The 16249-nt window shown below is 64.4% G+C and carries 22 protein-coding genes; 13 read left to right on the top strand and 9 right to left on the bottom strand.

Features of this window, described 5'->3' with window-relative positions; genetic code table 11:
* The first annotated feature begins 369 nt into the window (after positions 1–369).
* Positions 370–834: a VOC family protein gene (locus ACVWY6_RS17185; protein ID WP_457539643.1), complete on the top strand. Its 465-nt coding sequence runs from the start codon at positions 370–372 to the stop codon at positions 832–834.
* 70 nt (positions 835–904) lie between these two features.
* On the opposite strand, the gene ACVWY6_RS17190 is transcribed toward ACVWY6_RS17185, so the two are convergent.
* From ACVWY6_RS17190 to ACVWY6_RS17205, 4 genes are all read right to left on the bottom strand, one after another.
* Positions 905–1102, bottom strand: coding sequence for a hypothetical protein (locus tag ACVWY6_RS17190; protein WP_457539645.1), 198 nt, complete (start codon positions 1100–1102; stop codon positions 905–907).
* A 121-nt stretch (positions 1103–1223) separates the two neighbouring features.
* A complete protein-coding gene (locus tag ACVWY6_RS17195; RefSeq protein WP_457539647.1) occupies positions 1224–1937 on the bottom strand; it encodes a carbon-nitrogen hydrolase family protein in 714 nt (237 codons plus the stop codon).
* 23 nt (positions 1938–1960) lie between these two features.
* A complete protein-coding gene (locus ACVWY6_RS17200) occupies positions 1961–2575 on the bottom strand; it encodes an O-methyltransferase (protein WP_457539649.1) in 615 nt (204 codons plus the stop codon).
* Positions 2576–2749: 174 nt separating this feature from the next.
* Positions 2750–3361: a class I SAM-dependent methyltransferase gene (locus ACVWY6_RS17205; protein ID WP_457539650.1), complete on the bottom strand. Its 612-nt coding sequence runs from the start codon at positions 3359–3361 to the stop codon at positions 2750–2752.
* 43 nt (positions 3362–3404) lie between these two features.
* Between ACVWY6_RS17205 and zapE (ACVWY6_RS17210) the strand changes: the two genes are divergently transcribed.
* Entirely contained in the window at positions 3405–3791 is a 387-nt protein-coding gene (gene zapE, locus ACVWY6_RS17210) for an AFG1/ZapE family ATPase (RefSeq protein WP_457539652.1), read from the top strand.
* Complete coding sequence (gene zapE / locus ACVWY6_RS17215) at positions 3742–4215, top strand: AFG1/ZapE family ATPase (RefSeq protein WP_457540194.1); 474 nt, start codon at positions 3742–3744, stop codon at positions 4213–4215. Before zapE (ACVWY6_RS17210) ends, zapE (ACVWY6_RS17215) begins: the two co-directional genes overlap by 50 nt.
* 87 nt (positions 4216–4302) lie before the next feature.
* On the opposite strand, the gene ACVWY6_RS17220 is transcribed toward zapE (ACVWY6_RS17215), so the two are convergent.
* From ACVWY6_RS17220 to ACVWY6_RS17235, 4 genes are read right to left on the bottom strand one after another with little or no spacing between them, the layout of a single operon-like run.
* On the bottom strand, positions 4303–5226 hold the full coding sequence (locus ACVWY6_RS17220; RefSeq protein WP_457539654.1) for a DAPG hydrolase family protein: 924 nt from the start codon (positions 5224–5226) through the stop codon (positions 4303–4305).
* A complete protein-coding gene (locus ACVWY6_RS17225; RefSeq protein WP_457539656.1) occupies positions 5223–5783 on the bottom strand; it encodes a GrpB family protein in 561 nt (186 codons plus the stop codon). The genes ACVWY6_RS17220 and ACVWY6_RS17225 overlap by 4 nt, the downstream gene beginning before the upstream one ends.
* A gap of 60 nt (positions 5784–5843) precedes the next feature.
* Positions 5844–6461, bottom strand: coding sequence for a class I SAM-dependent methyltransferase (locus ACVWY6_RS17230; protein WP_457539658.1), 618 nt, complete (start codon positions 6459–6461; stop codon positions 5844–5846).
* Positions 6462–6502: 41 nt separating this feature from the next.
* Entirely contained in the window at positions 6503–7246 is a 744-nt protein-coding gene (locus tag ACVWY6_RS17235) for a VOC family protein (protein ID WP_400722798.1), read from the bottom strand.
* 141 nt (positions 7247–7387) lie between these two features.
* On the opposite strand from ACVWY6_RS17235, the gene ACVWY6_RS17240 reads away from it, so the two are divergent.
* The 10 genes from ACVWY6_RS17240 (at position 7388) to ACVWY6_RS17285 (ending at position 15519) form a co-directional block, all read left to right on the top strand.
* Positions 7388–8260 (top strand): S49 family peptidase, encoded by an 873-nt coding sequence (locus ACVWY6_RS17240; RefSeq protein ID WP_457539659.1) that lies wholly within the window; start codon positions 7388–7390, stop codon positions 8258–8260.
* 58 nt (positions 8261–8318) lie between these two features.
* Positions 8319–8948: a DUF4178 domain-containing protein gene (locus ACVWY6_RS17245; protein WP_023955023.1), complete on the top strand. Its 630-nt coding sequence runs from the start codon at positions 8319–8321 to the stop codon at positions 8946–8948.
* A gap of 2 nt (positions 8949–8950) precedes the next feature.
* A complete protein-coding gene (locus tag ACVWY6_RS17250) occupies positions 8951–9439 on the top strand; it encodes a DUF2617 family protein (RefSeq protein ID WP_023955021.1) in 489 nt (162 codons plus the stop codon).
* Complete coding sequence (locus ACVWY6_RS17255; protein WP_457539661.1) at positions 9439–9954, top strand: DUF4247 domain-containing protein; 516 nt, start codon at positions 9439–9441, stop codon at positions 9952–9954. The genes ACVWY6_RS17250 and ACVWY6_RS17255 overlap by 1 nt, the downstream gene beginning before the upstream one ends.
* 15 nt (positions 9955–9969) lie before the next feature.
* A complete protein-coding gene (locus ACVWY6_RS17260) occupies positions 9970–10410 on the top strand; it encodes a DUF350 domain-containing protein (RefSeq protein WP_023955017.1) in 441 nt (146 codons plus the stop codon).
* A 9-nt stretch (positions 10411–10419) separates the two neighbouring features.
* A complete protein-coding gene (locus ACVWY6_RS17265; RefSeq protein WP_457539664.1) occupies positions 10420–11994 on the top strand; it encodes a polyamine aminopropyltransferase in 1575 nt (524 codons plus the stop codon).
* Between the two features lie 357 nt (positions 11995–12351).
* Positions 12352–12714 carry a rhodanese-like domain-containing protein gene (locus ACVWY6_RS17270; protein WP_062794688.1) on the top strand — a complete coding sequence of 121 codons (363 nt, stop codon included), beginning with the start codon at positions 12352–12354 and terminating at the stop codon, positions 12712–12714.
* Positions 12711–13811 (top strand): DUF4328 domain-containing protein, encoded by a 1101-nt coding sequence (locus tag ACVWY6_RS17275; RefSeq protein ID WP_457539666.1) that lies wholly within the window; start codon positions 12711–12713, stop codon positions 13809–13811. Before ACVWY6_RS17270 ends, ACVWY6_RS17275 begins: the two co-directional genes overlap by 4 nt.
* Entirely contained in the window at positions 13808–14593 is a 786-nt protein-coding gene (locus ACVWY6_RS17280) for a glycerophosphodiester phosphodiesterase (protein ID WP_023955010.1), read from the top strand. The genes ACVWY6_RS17275 and ACVWY6_RS17280 overlap by 4 nt, the downstream gene beginning before the upstream one ends.
* A gap of 11 nt (positions 14594–14604) precedes the next feature.
* Entirely contained in the window at positions 14605–15519 is a 915-nt protein-coding gene (locus ACVWY6_RS17285; protein ID WP_457539668.1) for a DUF5926 family protein, read from the top strand.
* Between the two features lie 100 nt (positions 15520–15619).
* Here the strand turns inward: ACVWY6_RS17285 and ACVWY6_RS17290 are convergent, their stop codons facing one another.
* Complete coding sequence (locus ACVWY6_RS17290; RefSeq protein WP_023955006.1) at positions 15620–16159, bottom strand: ferritin; 540 nt, start codon at positions 16157–16159, stop codon at positions 15620–15622.
* Positions 16160–16249: the final 90 nt, after the last annotated feature.

Raw genomic sequence — 16249 nt, forward strand, 5'->3', positions numbered from 1 at the left:
GCGTTACGATGAAAGGGGAAGTGATAGCACGGACGATCGAGCCAGGCGGCGTGCCATGGGACTGTTCAGTTGAGTGAGAAACCACCTTCCTCCGAGAATCACCGTAGGGTCGCGGGAACCGGCGCTCTTGTTGCACTCGTCATCGTGATCGCAGTGTTGGTAATCCTTTTTGCCGTGCCGGTTTTCATCGTCATCGCTTATCTCGTCGCGCTCTGAACGGGCGAGTTGCTCGATGCCGTTCGCGGATTAGTGATAGCTCAATTGGTGCAAACCGTCCCCTGGCGCCGATGAGTGGATCACACTCGGAGGCACGTCCGTCGGGATAACTGATTGTCGGCAGGACGCAGCCCGGCTGTTGAGGGGATGACGATGCGAGTGGCACGGATCCGACAGATCAAGCTGCCTGTCACCGATCTCGAGAAGAGTGCCAGGTGGTACCGGGATCTACTCGGCTTGAGGTTGGCTCACGAGTTCGAGGAGCAGGGCGTCGTCCGCGGCGTAGCTTTGGCGGACCCTGAGTCGGGTGTCGTTGTCGGGCTGCGCGAACGCGAGCATTGCGAAGGCAAGCCTCGTATGGACGGATTTGATGTCGTCGCGTTCGAGCTGGAGTCTGTCGATGCGGTTCACGAGTTCGCTGCCCGATGCGACCAAGATGCAATTGAACACGGAGAGGTGCAAGACCGCGGGCCGTTCGGCGTCGCGTTGGATGTGCCTGATCCCGACGGAACCGTCCTGCGGTTTGTGGCCGGCCAATTCGTCAGCGATGACTTCACTGGATTGTCGTTCGGAGACGCGCCTCCGCAGATGTACACGGAACCTCGCCTTTTGATTTGAGCCGCTGGAGGACATGCGGATTCATATACGAGGCCTTGGCAGTGACCATCGCGCATCATGAGGCTGTAGGTCAGTGACGCTCAGGTTTCTTTGCTTCCCAGACGGCCGTGGCGATGCCGATGACGCCCAAGATCAGCAGGACGATACCCAACGGCTGGCCACGGAACCACCAGAACTCGCTGTCGCGAAAGAAGAGCAAAAGCACAAGTCCCACGATCATGAGTGCCGCATCGGCTACGAGGTTCATAGTCAACTTGTTGGTGAGCATGCCAATAGTGTGACCGCGACCAGCCTTCCCCGCGTCCGACATAGTGATGACTTCGCGGATGAGATGCGGGGACCTCCCAGACTGATCGAGTGTGAGCTCGATGTCGGAGTGCAACCCCGATTTACGCAGTGAGTTCGGCGCTCACATGTTCCCCGGGTTGACCACCCGCCTGAATCACGCAGTGGCCGTTGGCAGCCCAGATGGCCGACCCTCCACAAGTCTGTGTATATCCGCCGTCAGTCGGACCGGCGAAACCCGCGAACACCACTGGAACCGAGCCCAGAGCGCAGATACGGCGCGCGCGGACATCGAACTGGTCCACTTCGTGTGGTCTGTGCACGAGACCGGCAGCGTACAAGTCGATCGCCGAGGCAATGGTGGCGCTGGTGTGATCGTCGATGCGGGTGTCTTTGCAGATCCCGATGCCGACACGCCATCCCGAAACCTCCACCACAGCCACCGCCGATCCCGGTACGTACACCCCGACCTCGGGGCCTCCGAGGTGCACTTTGCGGTAAACGACTTGGGCGCCGGTTCCCGCCACCGCCAAGACTCCGATGGCCCGTCCGGACAAGTGAGGAACAGCCGCGCCCGCGAGCGCGATCGAGCCCGTCGCCTCGCATGCGTCCACCAGTGGATCCAACGCCGGGTCATCGACGTCGACGGCCTGCGCTTCCATGCTGTACCCGGTCAAGGACATCTCCGGGAACACAACAAGTCGTGCACGGCAACGCCGGACGGCATCGGCATGGGCTAGGGCGTTCGCGCGGAGGTCGCCGGTCTTTGTGACTGGCTGCGCCGCAGCTACCCGCAGAGTCGGGCTCTTCGTCGTCATCGGTCTATATCGCTGCCTGGCCTTCAGGCGTAGCGCCCAACTGCCCAGCCTCGAGCTGCGTCAGGGCGTATCGCCTCGACCGCAACACCATCCTGGAACAAGCCTGTTTGCAGCACGGTTCCGGCTTCGATCGCCTCGCGCCACGCACGGATGGGCCCCTCGCCCCACGGCTTGTGCGGGAGCAGATCGTCGAAGATGAGCACGGTGCCCTCGTGGGCCAGGCGCTTCATGTTGGATATGTCGGCGGAGGCAACCTCGTGCGTGTGCCCACCGTCGATGAAGATCAAATCGAAGGTGCCGTTGGTCTCCGAGTCGGCGAACAGCGGAATCGTCTGGCGCGAATCGCCGGCGATCAGCGTGTGGCGCTCCGGGAACTCCGCGTCGATGTGTTTCTTGGCCATTGACACGTACTCGTGTTCGGCCAGATCGAACGACGTGACATGAACGAGGGGGCTGGCACTGAGGAAGGCGTAGCTCGAGAACCCCACGTTGAAACCGATCTCGCCGATTCGGCGTATCTCTTGCCTGGCAGCCAGGGCCTTGAGGAAGGCAAGTTGCTCGGGGTTCGCGGACCCCTCGACGAACCACCCGTGACCACGGGCTTCGTTGACGATCTCTTCCAGGCGGTCAAAGCTCATGTGCCACTTCCTCGGACGGTGAGGCACGTCGCAGCCTCGGACACCTCATTTTAAGAGCAGCCGCGCGCAAGAGTGCGGATACCCTTGCCGACCGTGCGTGTCCGGCCTGGCCGGTGAGGGTCGAGACAGGGCGGCGCGGGAAAGTCGACGTCCAAGTGCTTGTCGGCGCACTGCTCAGAAGTCCGACTTCGGCTTTTGCCAAGTGATCGCGTAGCGCCATAAGGGTAGGCGGCGCCAGCTCAGGCCTGGTAGTACGGCTGTGGCAATGCTTTTGACCTGTGTATAGGTGTGCGGAAAGAGCATCTGCACCGGAGCATTGTGTTGCCAGTAGCCGCGCCTGCGAGACAGCACTTGGTGTTGTATGGCGCCCACGAGTTCCAAGGCGTAGTCCTGCGCGGTAGAGCTGCGTGCGCAGCCGATGACTACCAGGGTGCCGCCGTGAGCTGTGAGGCGCGCGAGCCGTCCGAGTCCTGCCGCGAGGTCGGGGAAGTGATGGACGGTTGCTACTGCGGTGACGAGGTCGTAGTGCCCTTCGGGGAGTGGGTACGTCAGTACGTCGCCAGCAATCCACGTGACATCGGCGGAGGCGTTCTTCTGCGTGTTGGTCAGCGTCTCACTGTCAGAATCGATACCGGTGACCTCATCGACGTTCTCGGCGAGGCTGGCGGCGAGGAGTCCGTCGCCGGTACCGACATCGAGAGCCGTTCTGGCCATCGGCGCCGCCGCCAAAGCGATGTCGTAGTAGTGGATGTTGTGGTTCCATCGGCGGTTTAGCTTCTTGTCCACTCCACCACTCTGGCATGCGGCGCCGACATGGGACACTTCCAACGTGCGTTCAGAGCAGCAGCTCGTTGCGGCGGTCGATGCATCGGCGACGCGGGCCGGGTTCACTCTGGACGCTGCCCAGCGGCGACTCCTTGACCGACTCGCTTGTGTTGCAGCAACAGCCGACAAGAAGCAGAGACGCCAATCAACGCCTCGTGGCCTGTACATCTATGGCGACGCCGGCAGGGGTAAGTCGTGGCTGACCGACGCGCTCTATGCAGCAGTGCCTACGACCCAGAAGACCCGTATTCACTTCCACCGCTTCTTCGACGAGCTCCATCGCAACATCCACGATCACCGCACCGAACGGGAGGCTGTGGACCGGGCAATCGACGAAGTGACTGGCGCGGGCAGTAGACGGTCCTACCGACTACCGGTCGCTCCCGGTTGATCACACAGTCGGCTTCGCGGTCGGCACCTGGACTACGCGAACGCCAGTGGCGCTTCCACCACGCAGCGAGGCCACAACGGCGGAAGTTCGCGGCCGCCACTTCCCGGTCCTTGCGACGCGCCCCGCTCACCTGTGGGTTTCTTTCAGCCAGATCTGCGATTCCCCGACATCGACAATCGAATACCTGGAATGGACGCGGGCATTCACCACCTGGACGATTACCGACGTCCCCTTGCTTCGAGACGCCGATCTCGAGGCTCAGCAACGTTTCATCAATCTGATCGATGTGCTTGTCGATGCCGATGTGTGCGTCCACTTCACGTCCATTCACGAACTCGCGACCTTCCTTGAGGGCGCCACTCGACGGCCCGATGCGTTTCGGCTGGCCAGTCGCATGCAACTGCTACGTCAAGATCCAGCCTGACGTTCGGCCGCGATGTGTTGGTGAGGGCATGCACGAGACAGCTTCTTGTGGCCGCGAACCAGACATCCTTTACCGACAACGCAATGATCAGGGCATATCGCGGAACTCGGTGAACAGTCTGGGTAAGAACGCAGACAAGTGGTTCATCTCTCCGGCACAGTGGCGGAGAAGATCGCGAGCGAGCTGTGCGCCGGTGCGTCTACGCCCGACCGTGGCGACCACAGGAGCAAGTGCTCGGTGACCCACCGGATTTGCGAGCAGCCGGGTGCTCATGGGTCGTGATGTGGAACTCGCTGGTACATCGAGGATCTCGGCGCGTCCGAGAAAGAAGCGGGATCTCATCTCACTACCGCGATCGGTGGGGCGGACCTGGTGAACAAGCCACCCAGCAACCACCGGGAAGTCGCTTGTACCGATGCGGGCGCAGATGTGGGTGGTACCTGCGCTGGGGGCAAAACCCAGCGTGCTCGGTTCGACGAACCTGATTGCGAAGTGCGACAGGGTGGATCCGATGTATTCGTCGACGTATGACACGTTCCCGATGTAGCGCTCCGTGTCCGTCAGGTGCCGCTGGGAACTGCGATCATCTCCCCACGCTGCGAAGACATGGGCGCGAGGGTGCCACAACTTGTAACGAGCGCTGTCGGAGCCATGCCATCCGAACCACCAGTCCCACATGCCGGCCGTGACACCGGGCATGTCGGTCAGGCACGACACCACAAGTGTTCCCGCCGAGGTTCGGGTCCACCCGGTTTCCATCGGTGTATATCCCGGCGCCGACAGATGCTCAGCGACGACTTCGACCTCGTAGCCCCCAGCTGTGGGTTCCGGGCCGGTTCTCAGCGCGTTGTCGACGTGCGGCGGGAGCGGCAGCATCGTCGAGTCCAGGTGGTGCGCAAATGGTTTCGTGAGATCGTCGTCGCGGTAGCCAAGGTGGCGCGGCTCGGTTCGATACGACCGCGGCAGCGGGCGACGGTCGGCGTCAGTGACCTGATAGTCGGCGATGGTCACGATTCCTCCTCCAGCCCACGCCATGCGCCGTGTTCGGCCCACTTCTCAGCCCGCGCGGTGATCTCTTCGATGAGGGGCCCCTTGGCCGAGGCGTAGGCGTTCATGTCTTGCCAATTGCGCTGAGCCAGGGACTTTTTGAGTTCGCCATAGGCTTCGCGATCGCGCGCGTCGTGGCGCAACCAATCTCGGAACAGGAGGTGCCGACGTTCCCAATCGCTTCCACTGCGACAGATGTGTACGTGCACGTCGAGGCTTGCCGTGCGCACCATTCGATGTCCGGGCTCACGCACGCGAAGACGGTAGCCGGCTGATTCGAGGGCCGGCAGGTAGCTGGCCTCGTCATCGGGGTCGGCAACGCTCAGGTCGATGTCGATGACGGGCTTTGCGACCAGACCTGGAATCGACGTCGATCCGATGTGATCGATCCGAATGGCCACCTCACCGAGCGCGGCCGCAATACGGCGACGCTCTCGCTCGAAGGCCCGGGGCCAGGCATCGTCGTACGGGACCAGGACGATCGCCCGTTTCTCGATTCCGCCGATCAATTCGAAGGCCACCAGGCAAGAATAAAACGCCCCACCGCCCGGTCTGCCAAGACTTCTGCTGCGGCTGCGTTCTCATCGCCGTGTGGCAAGCATGTGGACCTCAGCGAATCGGTGCTGATCGTCGGGTTGGCTCACCGCCCGCCACACCTCGTCGAATCCGGCGTCGGACAGGGCCGCTGCCAATCGATCGGGGTGCCATCGCCAGGCGGGCGCCACTTTGTGGTCGAACTGCTCGACTTGTCCGGCGTGCGAACTGATCTGGCACGCCATCAGGATCGGCGCGCCCGCCGCGGTCCGGGAGGCCCAGCAGCGCAGCACACCCGGGACATCCTCGGGCGGTATGTGGATCAGGCTGAAACGCGCCAGGATGGCAGCGATCGGCAAGTCGCCACCGAGTTGATCGAGCGTGGCATCACCTCTGACGAAATCGAGATGTGGGAACTGGCGCGCCGCCCGAGCCAGCATCTGTTCGCTGGGATCGATGCCGATCGACGCCAGCTCTCGTTCGGCCAGAAATGCGGTGACCTGTCCCAGCCCGCACCCGACATCCACAACAGGTCCATCGGCGCCACGGTCCCGGACCGTGTCGGCGAACGCCGCGACGGCGTGTTCTTCGAGGGGAGTCAGGAACGGATGAGGAAACGTTGCGGCATACAGGTCCGCCATTGCGTCGTACCCCGGTTGCTCCACGGTGCGCACCTCCTTCGTCGTCGTCTGGACTCGGCCGGCGGCTAGTGTGTCAGGTCGCCCGACCGCGGGTTGCGATGGGTGATGCAGTAGCGACGACCGATCGGGTCCGACATCACGGTCCAGAACCGGTGGTGCTGCTCGACTTTGGCGCCCCAGCCCTCGTGCCGAGCGACCTCCTCCTCGGGATGGGTGCTGGCGAGGTCGAGATGACCGCCGATCGTGGATGAGCCGATCCGTTGGAGCAGCACCCGTAGCGGCATCTCCTTTGGACGTCGCAGATTACGGAATTCGGGCATCACGCCCTGACGCCACGGCCAGCCGGTGAGCGTGGCCCAGAAGTCGCATTCGGCGTCATACAGTTTCGCCGGTATGTCGATGCACAGCTGATCGATGATGCTGATGGTGTCACCGGGCCACCGGATGGGCCGGGAACGTTCGTGTTCTCCGTTCCACGGCACAAGGCAGAACCCGAATCCGGCGGGCGACGTCAACACCACCAAGTCGCTTGCTGCAGAGACGATGTGGGCGCCCAGCGATTTGGCGTGCGCAGTGGCCGGCTTGATGTCGTCGACGTGCAGATCGAGATGGACGCCGCCGGGTCCGTCCTTGACCCGTTGAACACGCAGGTGCGGGTCGCCGTTGAACGGCTCCAGAGATGCGAACTGGCGGTCCGGTCCTCGGGCGGGCGACACGGTGCTCCCGGCGATCGCGCGCCAGAACGTCACCTCGTTGCTGAAGCTGTCGGCAGGAAAGTCGAGAAAGGCGCTGAGCCAGCGGATCGTCATCGATCACTCACTCCGAAGCGGTGTCCCATGTCGACAGTCTGACATCGACCGCCGTGAGTCCGGCACCGGTCAGGCGCCTTTGTCGTTCCGGGTGAGTCGATGTTCGGCTGCCACCGGCGTACACGCGCATATTGTTGGGAGATGGGTCCGATCAAGCAGCTCGCCAAGAAGATGGCCAAGGCACACGCCGACAAGGTTGCAGTGGTGCGCCTGGAGGGTCCGATCGGCTCGGTCGGGATGGCACGCGGCGGCTTGACCGCCGACAACCTCGAACCGAAACTCAGGCGTGCGTTCGAGACCGAACGGCTCAAAGCAGTCGTTCTGGTCATCAATTCCCCAGGTGGTTCGCCCGCCCAGTCGGAGTACATCGCTGAACGCATCCGCCAATTGTCCTCGGAGAAGGGTATTCGGGTCATCGCGTTCTGCGAAGACGCGGCAGCATCGGGCGGCTACTGGATCGCTTGTGCGGCCGACGAGATCTACGCCGCGCACACGTCGATCGTCGGTTCGATCGGTGTGGTGTCGTCGGGTTTCGGTGCTCCGGAGTTGCTGGGCAGGGTGGGAGTGGAACGGCGGGTCTACACCGCAGGCGAGAACAAGTCGCGTCTCGATCCGTTCTCGGCGGAGAAGCCCGAAGACGTCGCCTGGCTCCACGGTCTCCAGAACGACCTGCACGCGGCATTCATCACCTGGGTGCGTCAACGCCGTGGCGCCAAACTCGTCGGGTCTGACGCCGAGCTGTTCAGCGGCGACGTCTGGGTGGGCCGCGCTGCTGCCGATGTGGGCCTCGTCGACGGAATCGGAGTGTTGCGGTCGGTACTGGCAGAACGTTTCCCCGACGCCGAACTCGAGATCATCGCCTCACCGAAGCCGCTGCTGACCCGGCTGACCGGGGGTGTGTCGCGCAGCGAAAGTCGTATGTCGACGATGGCTGCGGAGACCTTCGATGGCGTGGTCACCGGTGTGCTGGCCGCTGCCGAGCGTAGGGCGCACTGGATGCGGATCGGCCTCTAGACGCCGACCGAGTGGTCCTGGCGGCACGGGACCTGTCCGAATTGGATAGGTTCATCGCATGGAGTCGCTGCTGATCATCATCGTCGCGATATTGGCCATCATCGCGGTGATCATGCTGTTCAACACAATCGCGAAACGTCGCGAGCGCCAGGCAGCCGAGACCAAGGCGGTTCGCGACCGCGCGTACGCTCCGCGGGATCCGTTCTCGAGTGCCGACGACGACGCCGTCCGTGGAGATCCTCGCGTGCTCAAGCCCGGCGACATGGTGGAGATCCGCGGGGAGATGTTCGCGGTCCGGGGCACCCTGACCCTCTCGCAGAGCGGCTTCTCGTGGACCGAGAACTTCCTCGACACCGGAACCGGCCGCAAGGCGTGGGTGTCGGTGGAGGAGGACCCCGACCTCGAGGTGGTGCTGTGGGAGGAACTCAAGGGTGTCACCGTTTCCCCCGGGCCCGAGTCGGTCGAGGTCGACGGCCGCCGATACTCGTCGGACGAGACCGGGTCGGCGAGGTTCACCAGCGCCGGAACCACCGGCCTGGCCACCGGAAACATGTCGTATCACGACTATTCGGCCGGCGACGCCCGGTTGTCCTTCGAGGACTTCGGTTCGGGGTGGGAATGCGCGCGGGGACAGGTCCTGGCCCGCGCCGAGTACCGCATCTTTCCCGCAGACACCGGTCCGAGCTGAGCATGCAGGCGATTCTCGCGGTGCCGTACTCGGACACCAGCGCCGACCAGCTGGCGCTGTCCTTCGATGAGCCGTTGCTGCCCGCTCTGTCCACCGTTCGCTGCCAATTCGACAACGCAGACCTCACATTGCGGTTGTTGGGCGCAAGCCACCAGGTCAGCGCGGTGACCGCACTCGGCGAAACCGTCGAAACCCTGGCGTGCCTCCCGGGACAGCACCGAGAACTACCGTCGACGTTGCAAACGCCCACCGTCTCGTTCCGGGCGCGAACCGAACGCCACAACGCACGGTCCCTCTCCGTGCTCGGCGCGCAGATCTCGGATCGGGCGACAGGACCGCATGCTCTGATCGGGCACTATCCCGGCAGTCCCGATGCCTTCACCGCGATCATCGCCGCCGACCTCGGAGACCGGATCCGCTGGGACACCTGGCACGCCTATCCCCAGACGGGCGACGTGGTGATCACCTCGAGCCTCGTGCAGGTGCGTTGATGACCTACGACCACGATGCGGGCGGCTACAACCGCAAGCCCCTCAACCGCATCCGTAACGGAATCATCGCCGCCATCGTCCTGGTGGCTGTTGCGCTGCTTGCCTTTTCATGTGTGTCCGGCGGGGTGGCATCCACCAGCGCGCGCAGCTACATCCAACAGAACTATGACCGGGCGCCGAACCTGGACGAAGGATCGGTGGATGCGTACATCGCCGACGGCAATCCCGAGCAAGTCGCCGGCCAGATCCGCGGTGCCCAGAGACCGGCCGATCAACGTCAGGCGACCCAGACCGTCGCCGGGGTGCCCACGAGCGGGTTGTTCATGCAGTATCCCGACTACCTCGTGGGCCTCTTTCCCTATGAAAACAACAACACCCGCGTGATGCTCAGCGACGACTACGAATCCGGGTACCGCCATTACGGCGGGTTCATCGGTGGGTTCTGGGTCTCACGTCCCAATTTTTCCGGTGGCGGCTCCGACTATCGGGGTGGCGGCGGCGGTTCCGGCAAGTAGCGCAGAAAACAACAGGTGGGAGACAAAGTGGAGTGGGAGATCTTGCGCGACAACGTCGTATCGGCTGCGGCGTACAGCTGCGTAGGCGTGTTGCTGATGATCCTCGGGTTCGTCGCCGTCGACCTGGTGACGCCGGGCAAGCTGCGACAACAGGTCTGGGTGGACCGCAACCGGAACGCGTGCATCCTGGTGGCGAGCAACACCCTGGCGGTGGCGATCATCATCGTCGCGGCGATCACCGCCAGCCAAGGCGACCTCGGTGAAGGACTGCTGTACACCCTGATCTACACGGTGATCGGGATCTTCGTGATGGCGTTGGGCTTCATCCTCGTCGACGCCCTCTCACCCGGCGACCTGGGCGAGGTGTTGATGGATGATCGACCGCACCCCGCCGTCTGGGTCTCCGCGACGGTTCACGTGGGTGCCGGACTGATCATCGCCGCGTCTCTGCTGTAGTCCGCTCCATTGGCCACATCCACCGCCCCACCCGACACCACCGCGCCGCCGCCACTACGCCGGGCAGCACGGTCAGCGCTCCTGGCGGTGGTGTTCATCTGCGCCGCTTGCGGGCTGGTCTACGAACTCGCGCTGGTCACACTCGGGTCGTACCTGATCGGGAACACGGCCACGCAGGCCGCAATCGTGTTGTCGGTGATGGTGTTTGCGATGGGCATCGGATCGCTGGCCGCAAAACCTCTGCAGAGCCGGGCCGCCGTCAGCTTCGCAGTCATCGAGCTGGTGCTGGCGCTGCTGGGTGGTCTCTCGGTGCTGGCGTTGTACGGGGCGTTCGCCTATCTGTCGCTCTACACACAGTCGCTCGTCGTGGTTGCCTTTGTGCTCGGAATGCTGATCGGCGCCGAGATACCGCTGCTGATGGTGTTGCTCCAACACATCAGGAAGCAGTCGGCAGGGTCTGCGGTGGCCGATCTGTTCGCCGCCGACTACGTGGGCGCGTTGCTTGGCGGCCTGGCGTTCCCGTTCCTGTTGCTGCCGTTGCTCGGCCAGATCCGCGGCGCGCTCGTGGTCGGCATGATCAACGCCGCTGCCGGAGCCGCTCTTGTACTCATCGTGTTCCGCCGAGACCTCGGTCGAGTCCGCATGCTGGCATTGGGGGCCGGGTCGGTCGGTGTGGTCGCGGTGTTGACGGCGGCGATGTTCTATGCCGACACCTTCGAGGTCAACGCACGGCAGGCGCTGTATCGCGACCCGATCGTGCTGGCCGACCGAACCCCGATCCAGGACATCGTGATCACCAATCGCGGCCTCCCCGACGGCGAGGACACCCGACTCTTCCTCAACGGCGATCTGCAGTTCTCCAGCGTGGACGAGTACCGATACCACGAGTCGCTGGTGCACCCGGCGCTGGCGCAAAAGCGGGACAACGTCCTGATCCTGGGCGGTGGCGACGGTCTGGCACTACGCGAGGTGCTGAAGTACCGCGATGTGCAGTCGGTGCACCTCGTCGAACTCGACCCCCGGATGATCGATTTGGCGCGCACGGAACCGAGACTCACCGAACTCAATGGCAACGCCTTCGCCGACGACCGGGTCTCCGTGGTGACAGCCGACGCGTTCAACTGGTTGCGTGGGGACTCGGGGCTGTTCGACGCCGTGATCGTCGACATGCCGGACCCGGACGAGACGGCAACCGCCAAGCTGTACTCGGTGGAGTTCTACGGGCTGATCCGCGGGCACCTGGCGCCGGGTGCCCGAATGGTGGTCCAGGCGGGCTCGCCCTACTTCGCGCCCCGCTCGTTCTGGTGCATCGGTCAGAGCATCGCCGAGGCAGGGGTGACGACCGCGGCCTATCACGTCGACGTGCCCTCGTTCGGTGACTGGGGTTTCTTTCTGGGGGCAGTGGGTGACGTCGCACCGGCGGTGACGGTGGACCCTGCGGTGGACCGTCGCTTCTTGTCGGCGGACGAGCTGGATGCCGCCCGTACGTTCCCGCCCGACCGCCCACCATTGGAGATGCCCTCGTCCACCCTGATGCAGCCGCGGATCCTCGAGTACTCGCAGTCGGAGTGGTCGGTGTACTGACCGTTCCGGCGATGCACCGAAGGGATGTCTTCCGCAAATCGGACCCTGTGAGTTGTCGTCTCCGGTTGACGTGAAGTTATCCACAGGCGTCGCCTAACGCGCTGGTTCAGAGCCTGCCAGCAAACACTCAACCTGTGGATGAGGCTGTGGAAACTGTGGAGAACTAGGCGTTTTGAGTGAATTGTTAGTGAACCTCGTCACAAAACATGTTGCTGCTCGAAGGATTATCTTTCGGATTGTTAATTATCTCGACATTTGGGCGACGATGAGCGGAACGCGGGGCCCTGTGGATAACCTGTTGAAAACTGCGGGGTGGCGGCGCACGCCGAGGCAGCGTGCCACCATGGACGGGTGACTATGTCGGATGTTCCGTCGGTGCCCGTCACCGACCTACCGGTCGATTTCACGGCAGAGACGAACAGGATCCTGCTGGACGTTCGAGAAGACGACGAGTGGGCGAACGGGCACGTTCCCGGAGCCCTTCACATCCCTCTCGCCGAAGTGCCCGCTCGGGTCGACGAGATCGACCCCGACGCCGAGCTGTTTGTCATCTGTCACTCGGGTGGCCGCTCGGCCCGCGTGCTCGGGTACCTCTCGCAGCGCGGGTACGAGGGCGCGAACGTCGGGGGCGGGATCCTGGCGTGGGCGCAGGCCGGTAGGCCCCTGGAGACAGGCGCAGGTGGATCCGGGGGAGCGGCGTCCTCGGAGACCGGGCGGTGACAGTTCCGCCTTCTGGCCCGGTCCGGGACTACTGCCCGCACTGCCGGATCGCTGGACCGCACGATCCCCGTCGACCACGCTGCCCACGATGTTCGGGTCCGCTGACCCCGCTCGACGCCTACGGCCGCGCCGTGGTGTTCCGTCCGCCGCCGCAGCAACGGCCCGTGTCTGCCCCGGCAGGCGTTCCCGCACCCCCTCCGCCTGGCCCGCAGCCGCGGCCGAACAACATGTACGTCCCGCCGCGCAGTCAGCGTCATCAATCGGTGTCCGGCGGCGCGCCGCGTCAGATGTCGCCGACAGCACGGCGGATGGTGCGCTGGGTGGCGCTGCGTCCGCCCGAGGCCCGGCCGCGTCCGCGGGCCCGGGTCGAGCGGCACGAAACACCCACGCCTCGCTACCGAAGCGTCCCGCAGTGGGGTCTGCAGGACAGCCCGGCAACCGAACCCGAGACGCGTGAGCAGAACCTGATCGAACAGGCGACAGCCCGGCTTCCGCAGATGTTGCTGATCGCAGCGGGCGTACTCGTCGCGGCGGCCGCCGCCGAGGCGTGGATCTACGCATTGCTCGTGGTCAACCTTGAAGAACCGGTCAGCCGCGGTATGCAGGTTGCTGCCGAGGCCGCGGTGTGGATCACCGGCCTGGCGTCGGTGGCGATGATGCTCGCGTGCCTGGCCGGCGCGGCCGGATGGTTGATCGAGGAGCGGCGGAGGTCATACGGCGAGCACGGTCAATACGACCCGCGAACCCGCCGGGAGATCTTCATCGGGTGCTGGGTCCCGGTGATCAACGTCTTCCGTCCGGTGGCCTTCATGCGCGAGGTACTCGAATTTCGCGACGACCTGCCGCGCGACCACATCCGTAAGCGACTGTGGTGGTTGTGGGCCGGCTGGGTACTGGTGAATCTGCTGGTGGTCGGGTGCATCGTGCTGCGGATCTTCGCCGAGTCCCTGCTGTGGCAGTCGAATGCAGTGCTCCTTGTCATCGTGTCCGACCTGGCCAGCGCCGGGTTCGCGGTTGCGGTGTGGTGGACGATCACGCGACTGCTCGACCGGGAGGCCGAGACGGCGGCCCCCACCCGATGGCTGGTCGCGGTATGACCGACACCCATCGGGTGCTGCGCACGGAAACGCCTGCGGTGGTGGCTCACCGGGGGGCGTCGGGCCACAAACCCGAACACACGCTGATGGCGTACGAGCTCGCCCTCGAGCAGGGCGCCGACGGACTCGAGTGCGACGTCCGGCTCACCGCGGACCACGAGCTGGTGTGTGTCCACGACCGCACGATCGACCGCACCTCCGACGGCAGCGGTGTGGTCAGTGAACTCACCCTCGCTCAGCTCCGGGAGTTCGACTTCGCGAGTTGGCATACGTCCGGTCTCACCTCGAAGGTCCTCACGCTGCGCGAACTGATGGAGCTGACGCTGGACTGGAAACGCCCGGTGCGCCTGTTCATCGAGACCAAGCACCCCGTTCGATTCGGTGGTCTGGTGGAGCAGCTGCTCCTCGCCGAACTGCAGCGGTTCGGTGTCGCGACGCCGGCATCGGCAGATCACAGCCGCGCCGTGGTGATCTCGTTCTCCACCGCCGGTGTGTGGCGCATCCGACGCAACGCGCCGATGCTGCCCACCGTGCTACTCGGCGACACCGCCCGGTTTCTCGGCGGAAGCGCCGCCACCGCTGTGGGGGCCACGGCCATTGGGCCGTCGATCTTCAGTCTTCGGGAGCATCCCGATGCGGTGGATCGTGCTGCCGCCGCTGGTCGGGCCACGTACTGCTGGACGGTCGACGAGCGGCGCGACGCGACATACTGTGCCGATCTCGGCGTCGGCTGGATCGCCACCAACTACCCCGACCGGGTGCGGGGCTGGCTCGCTGCGTAAGTTCTTCTCACGTGGCTAAGAAGAGTAAACGTGGCAGCGGACCCCGACCCGGAAGCAATCGCGCCGAACGGGTGGCGGCACGCAAGGAACGGCAGGCCCAGGCAGCTGCGCCGCTCTTCCGGCCGTTCGCCGGGATTGCCGCCGAATGCGACCTGGTGGCCCTGAGGGCCTTCGTCGCCTCGGCCACCGCCGAGTTGCCGCTGACCACACCGAGCGCAAACCCCGTGCGACTGGTGACGGTTCTGCCCGGTGCCGGACCGGCACTGGTGCGTGAGGAGTCCGGCGCAGCTGTGGGTCTGGTTGCGCTGCAGACCCAGCCCGAGCACGAAGAGCCCGGCGCCGCATTGGCTGCCGCGATTCGTTGGGCAACCGAAAGCGCTGCGGGAGAAACACTTTCAGAGGTAGACATCGCCGAGGCCGGTGCACTCGAGGACGTGCTCGATCCCGCCGCTGCGCTCGACATCACCGTCCACAACGACTTCAACTGGTGGATCGGGGGTCAGGAAAACCCCGCCCCTCAGATCACCGCGATGATCGAGCAGGCCAACGCGTCCATCATGCCGACGGCCCGGTTGGCCGGGGATTTCGTCGGGGCCCCGTGGTGGGTTGACGCCGGTGAGCGTGCACATCTGCGGTGGATACGCCCCGAACCCGAAGACGACGTGATGGCGGCGCTGGCGCGCGTGCATGCATCGGGTGGGCTGACACTCGGCGAGGGATCACGCTTCGCGGGTTCATTCCGTACACACGGGCTGCTGGTTCCGGTGTTCGACCTGGACCGCGAACTGCACCCCACCGAGTGGACTGCGGGCGTGGAGACGTTCAACAACCGGCTCAACGAGGCGCTGGCCTCGGACGCCGAGCTGACCAGCGACGAGCGGCGCTCACGCGACGGTATCCGGGCCCGGCAGGTCACCCTGCGCTGAGGTGGCGGGCAGTACGCCCGGTACAGATACGACAACAAAGGGCGCGGCCGGAGAGATCCGGCCGCGCCCTTTGTGCGTGTTGACGTGCTGTCGAGCGGGTTTACAGGGTGCCGCCGGCGGCGCCGGGCGCCGTGGCGTCTGCCTTGGCGGCGGTGCCGACCTCTCGGGCGACGAAGTTCTCGAGGTCGAAGAGATTGCCTTCGCACCGATCGGCGACGGTCTGCAGGGTGCGCATCACCGCGACCTCTTCGATCTGCTCCTTGAGGAACCACTGCATGAACTGCTCGCCCAGGTAGTCACCCTCGTCGCGGGCCGTCTTGGCCAGTTCGACGATCTGGTCGGTGACACGCTGCTCTTGCGAGAGCGCCACCTTGATCGGGGCGCGGTAGTCGGCGAACGAGTTCTCCGGCTGGTCGATGCCCGGGGTGTGTACAACCATGTCGCGGTCGAGGAAGTACTGCACGATCATCATCGCGTGATTGCGCTCTTCGACGGCCTGTGCGTAGAAGTGCTTGGCCAACTGCGGCAGATCTTCGTTGTCGTAGTAGGCGGCGATGGCGATGTACTGCTGCGACGCAGAGAATTCTTGACGGATCTGGTCGTGCAGGAGCTCATGGAAGCGGGTTCGGATTGTGCTCATGACGACCAGGTTAGGACCAGGTGAAAGCCGTTGTCATCCAAGCTCATCCTTACTAAGGGTGGCATTGCCGAACTTGTCCGAGGGAAGGTT

This window comes from Williamsia sp. R60 (assembly GCF_054063855.1).

Excerpts from the sequence above, each read along its gene's own strand:
- ACVWY6_RS17190 (WP_457539645.1), bottom strand. The coding sequence starts at position 1,102 with ATGCTCACCAACAAGTTGACTATGAACCTCGTAGCCGATGCGGCACTC.
- ACVWY6_RS17280 (WP_023955010.1), top strand. The coding sequence starts at position 13,808 with ATGACCGACACCCATCGGGTGCTGCGCACGGAAACGCCTGCGGTGGTG.
- ACVWY6_RS17250 (WP_023955021.1), top strand. The coding sequence starts at position 8,951 with ATGCAGGCGATTCTCGCGGTGCCGTACTCGGACACCAGCGCCGACCAG.
- ACVWY6_RS17195 (WP_457539647.1), bottom strand. The coding sequence starts at position 1,937 with ATGACGACGAAGAGCCCGACTCTGCGGGTAGCTGCGGCGCAGCCAGTC.
- ACVWY6_RS17245 (WP_023955023.1), top strand. The coding sequence starts at position 8,319 with ATGGAGTCGCTGCTGATCATCATCGTCGCGATATTGGCCATCATCGCG.
- ACVWY6_RS17200 (WP_457539649.1), bottom strand. The coding sequence starts at position 2,575 with ATGAGCTTTGACCGCCTGGAAGAGATCGTCAACGAAGCCCGTGGTCAC.
- ACVWY6_RS17255 (WP_457539661.1), top strand. The coding sequence starts at position 9,439 with ATGACCTACGACCACGATGCGGGCGGCTACAACCGCAAGCCCCTCAAC.
- ACVWY6_RS17240 (WP_457539659.1), top strand. The coding sequence starts at position 7,388 with ATGGGTCCGATCAAGCAGCTCGCCAAGAAGATGGCCAAGGCACACGCC.
- ACVWY6_RS17185 (WP_457539643.1), top strand. The coding sequence starts at position 370 with ATGCGAGTGGCACGGATCCGACAGATCAAGCTGCCTGTCACCGATCTC.
- ACVWY6_RS17290 (WP_023955006.1), bottom strand. The coding sequence starts at position 16,159 with ATGAGCACAATCCGAACCCGCTTCCATGAGCTCCTGCACGACCAGATC.
- ACVWY6_RS17235 (WP_400722798.1), bottom strand. The coding sequence starts at position 7,246 with ATGACGATCCGCTGGCTCAGCGCCTTTCTCGACTTTCCTGCCGACAGC.
- ACVWY6_RS17270 (WP_062794688.1), top strand. The coding sequence starts at position 12,352 with ATGTCGGATGTTCCGTCGGTGCCCGTCACCGACCTACCGGTCGATTTC.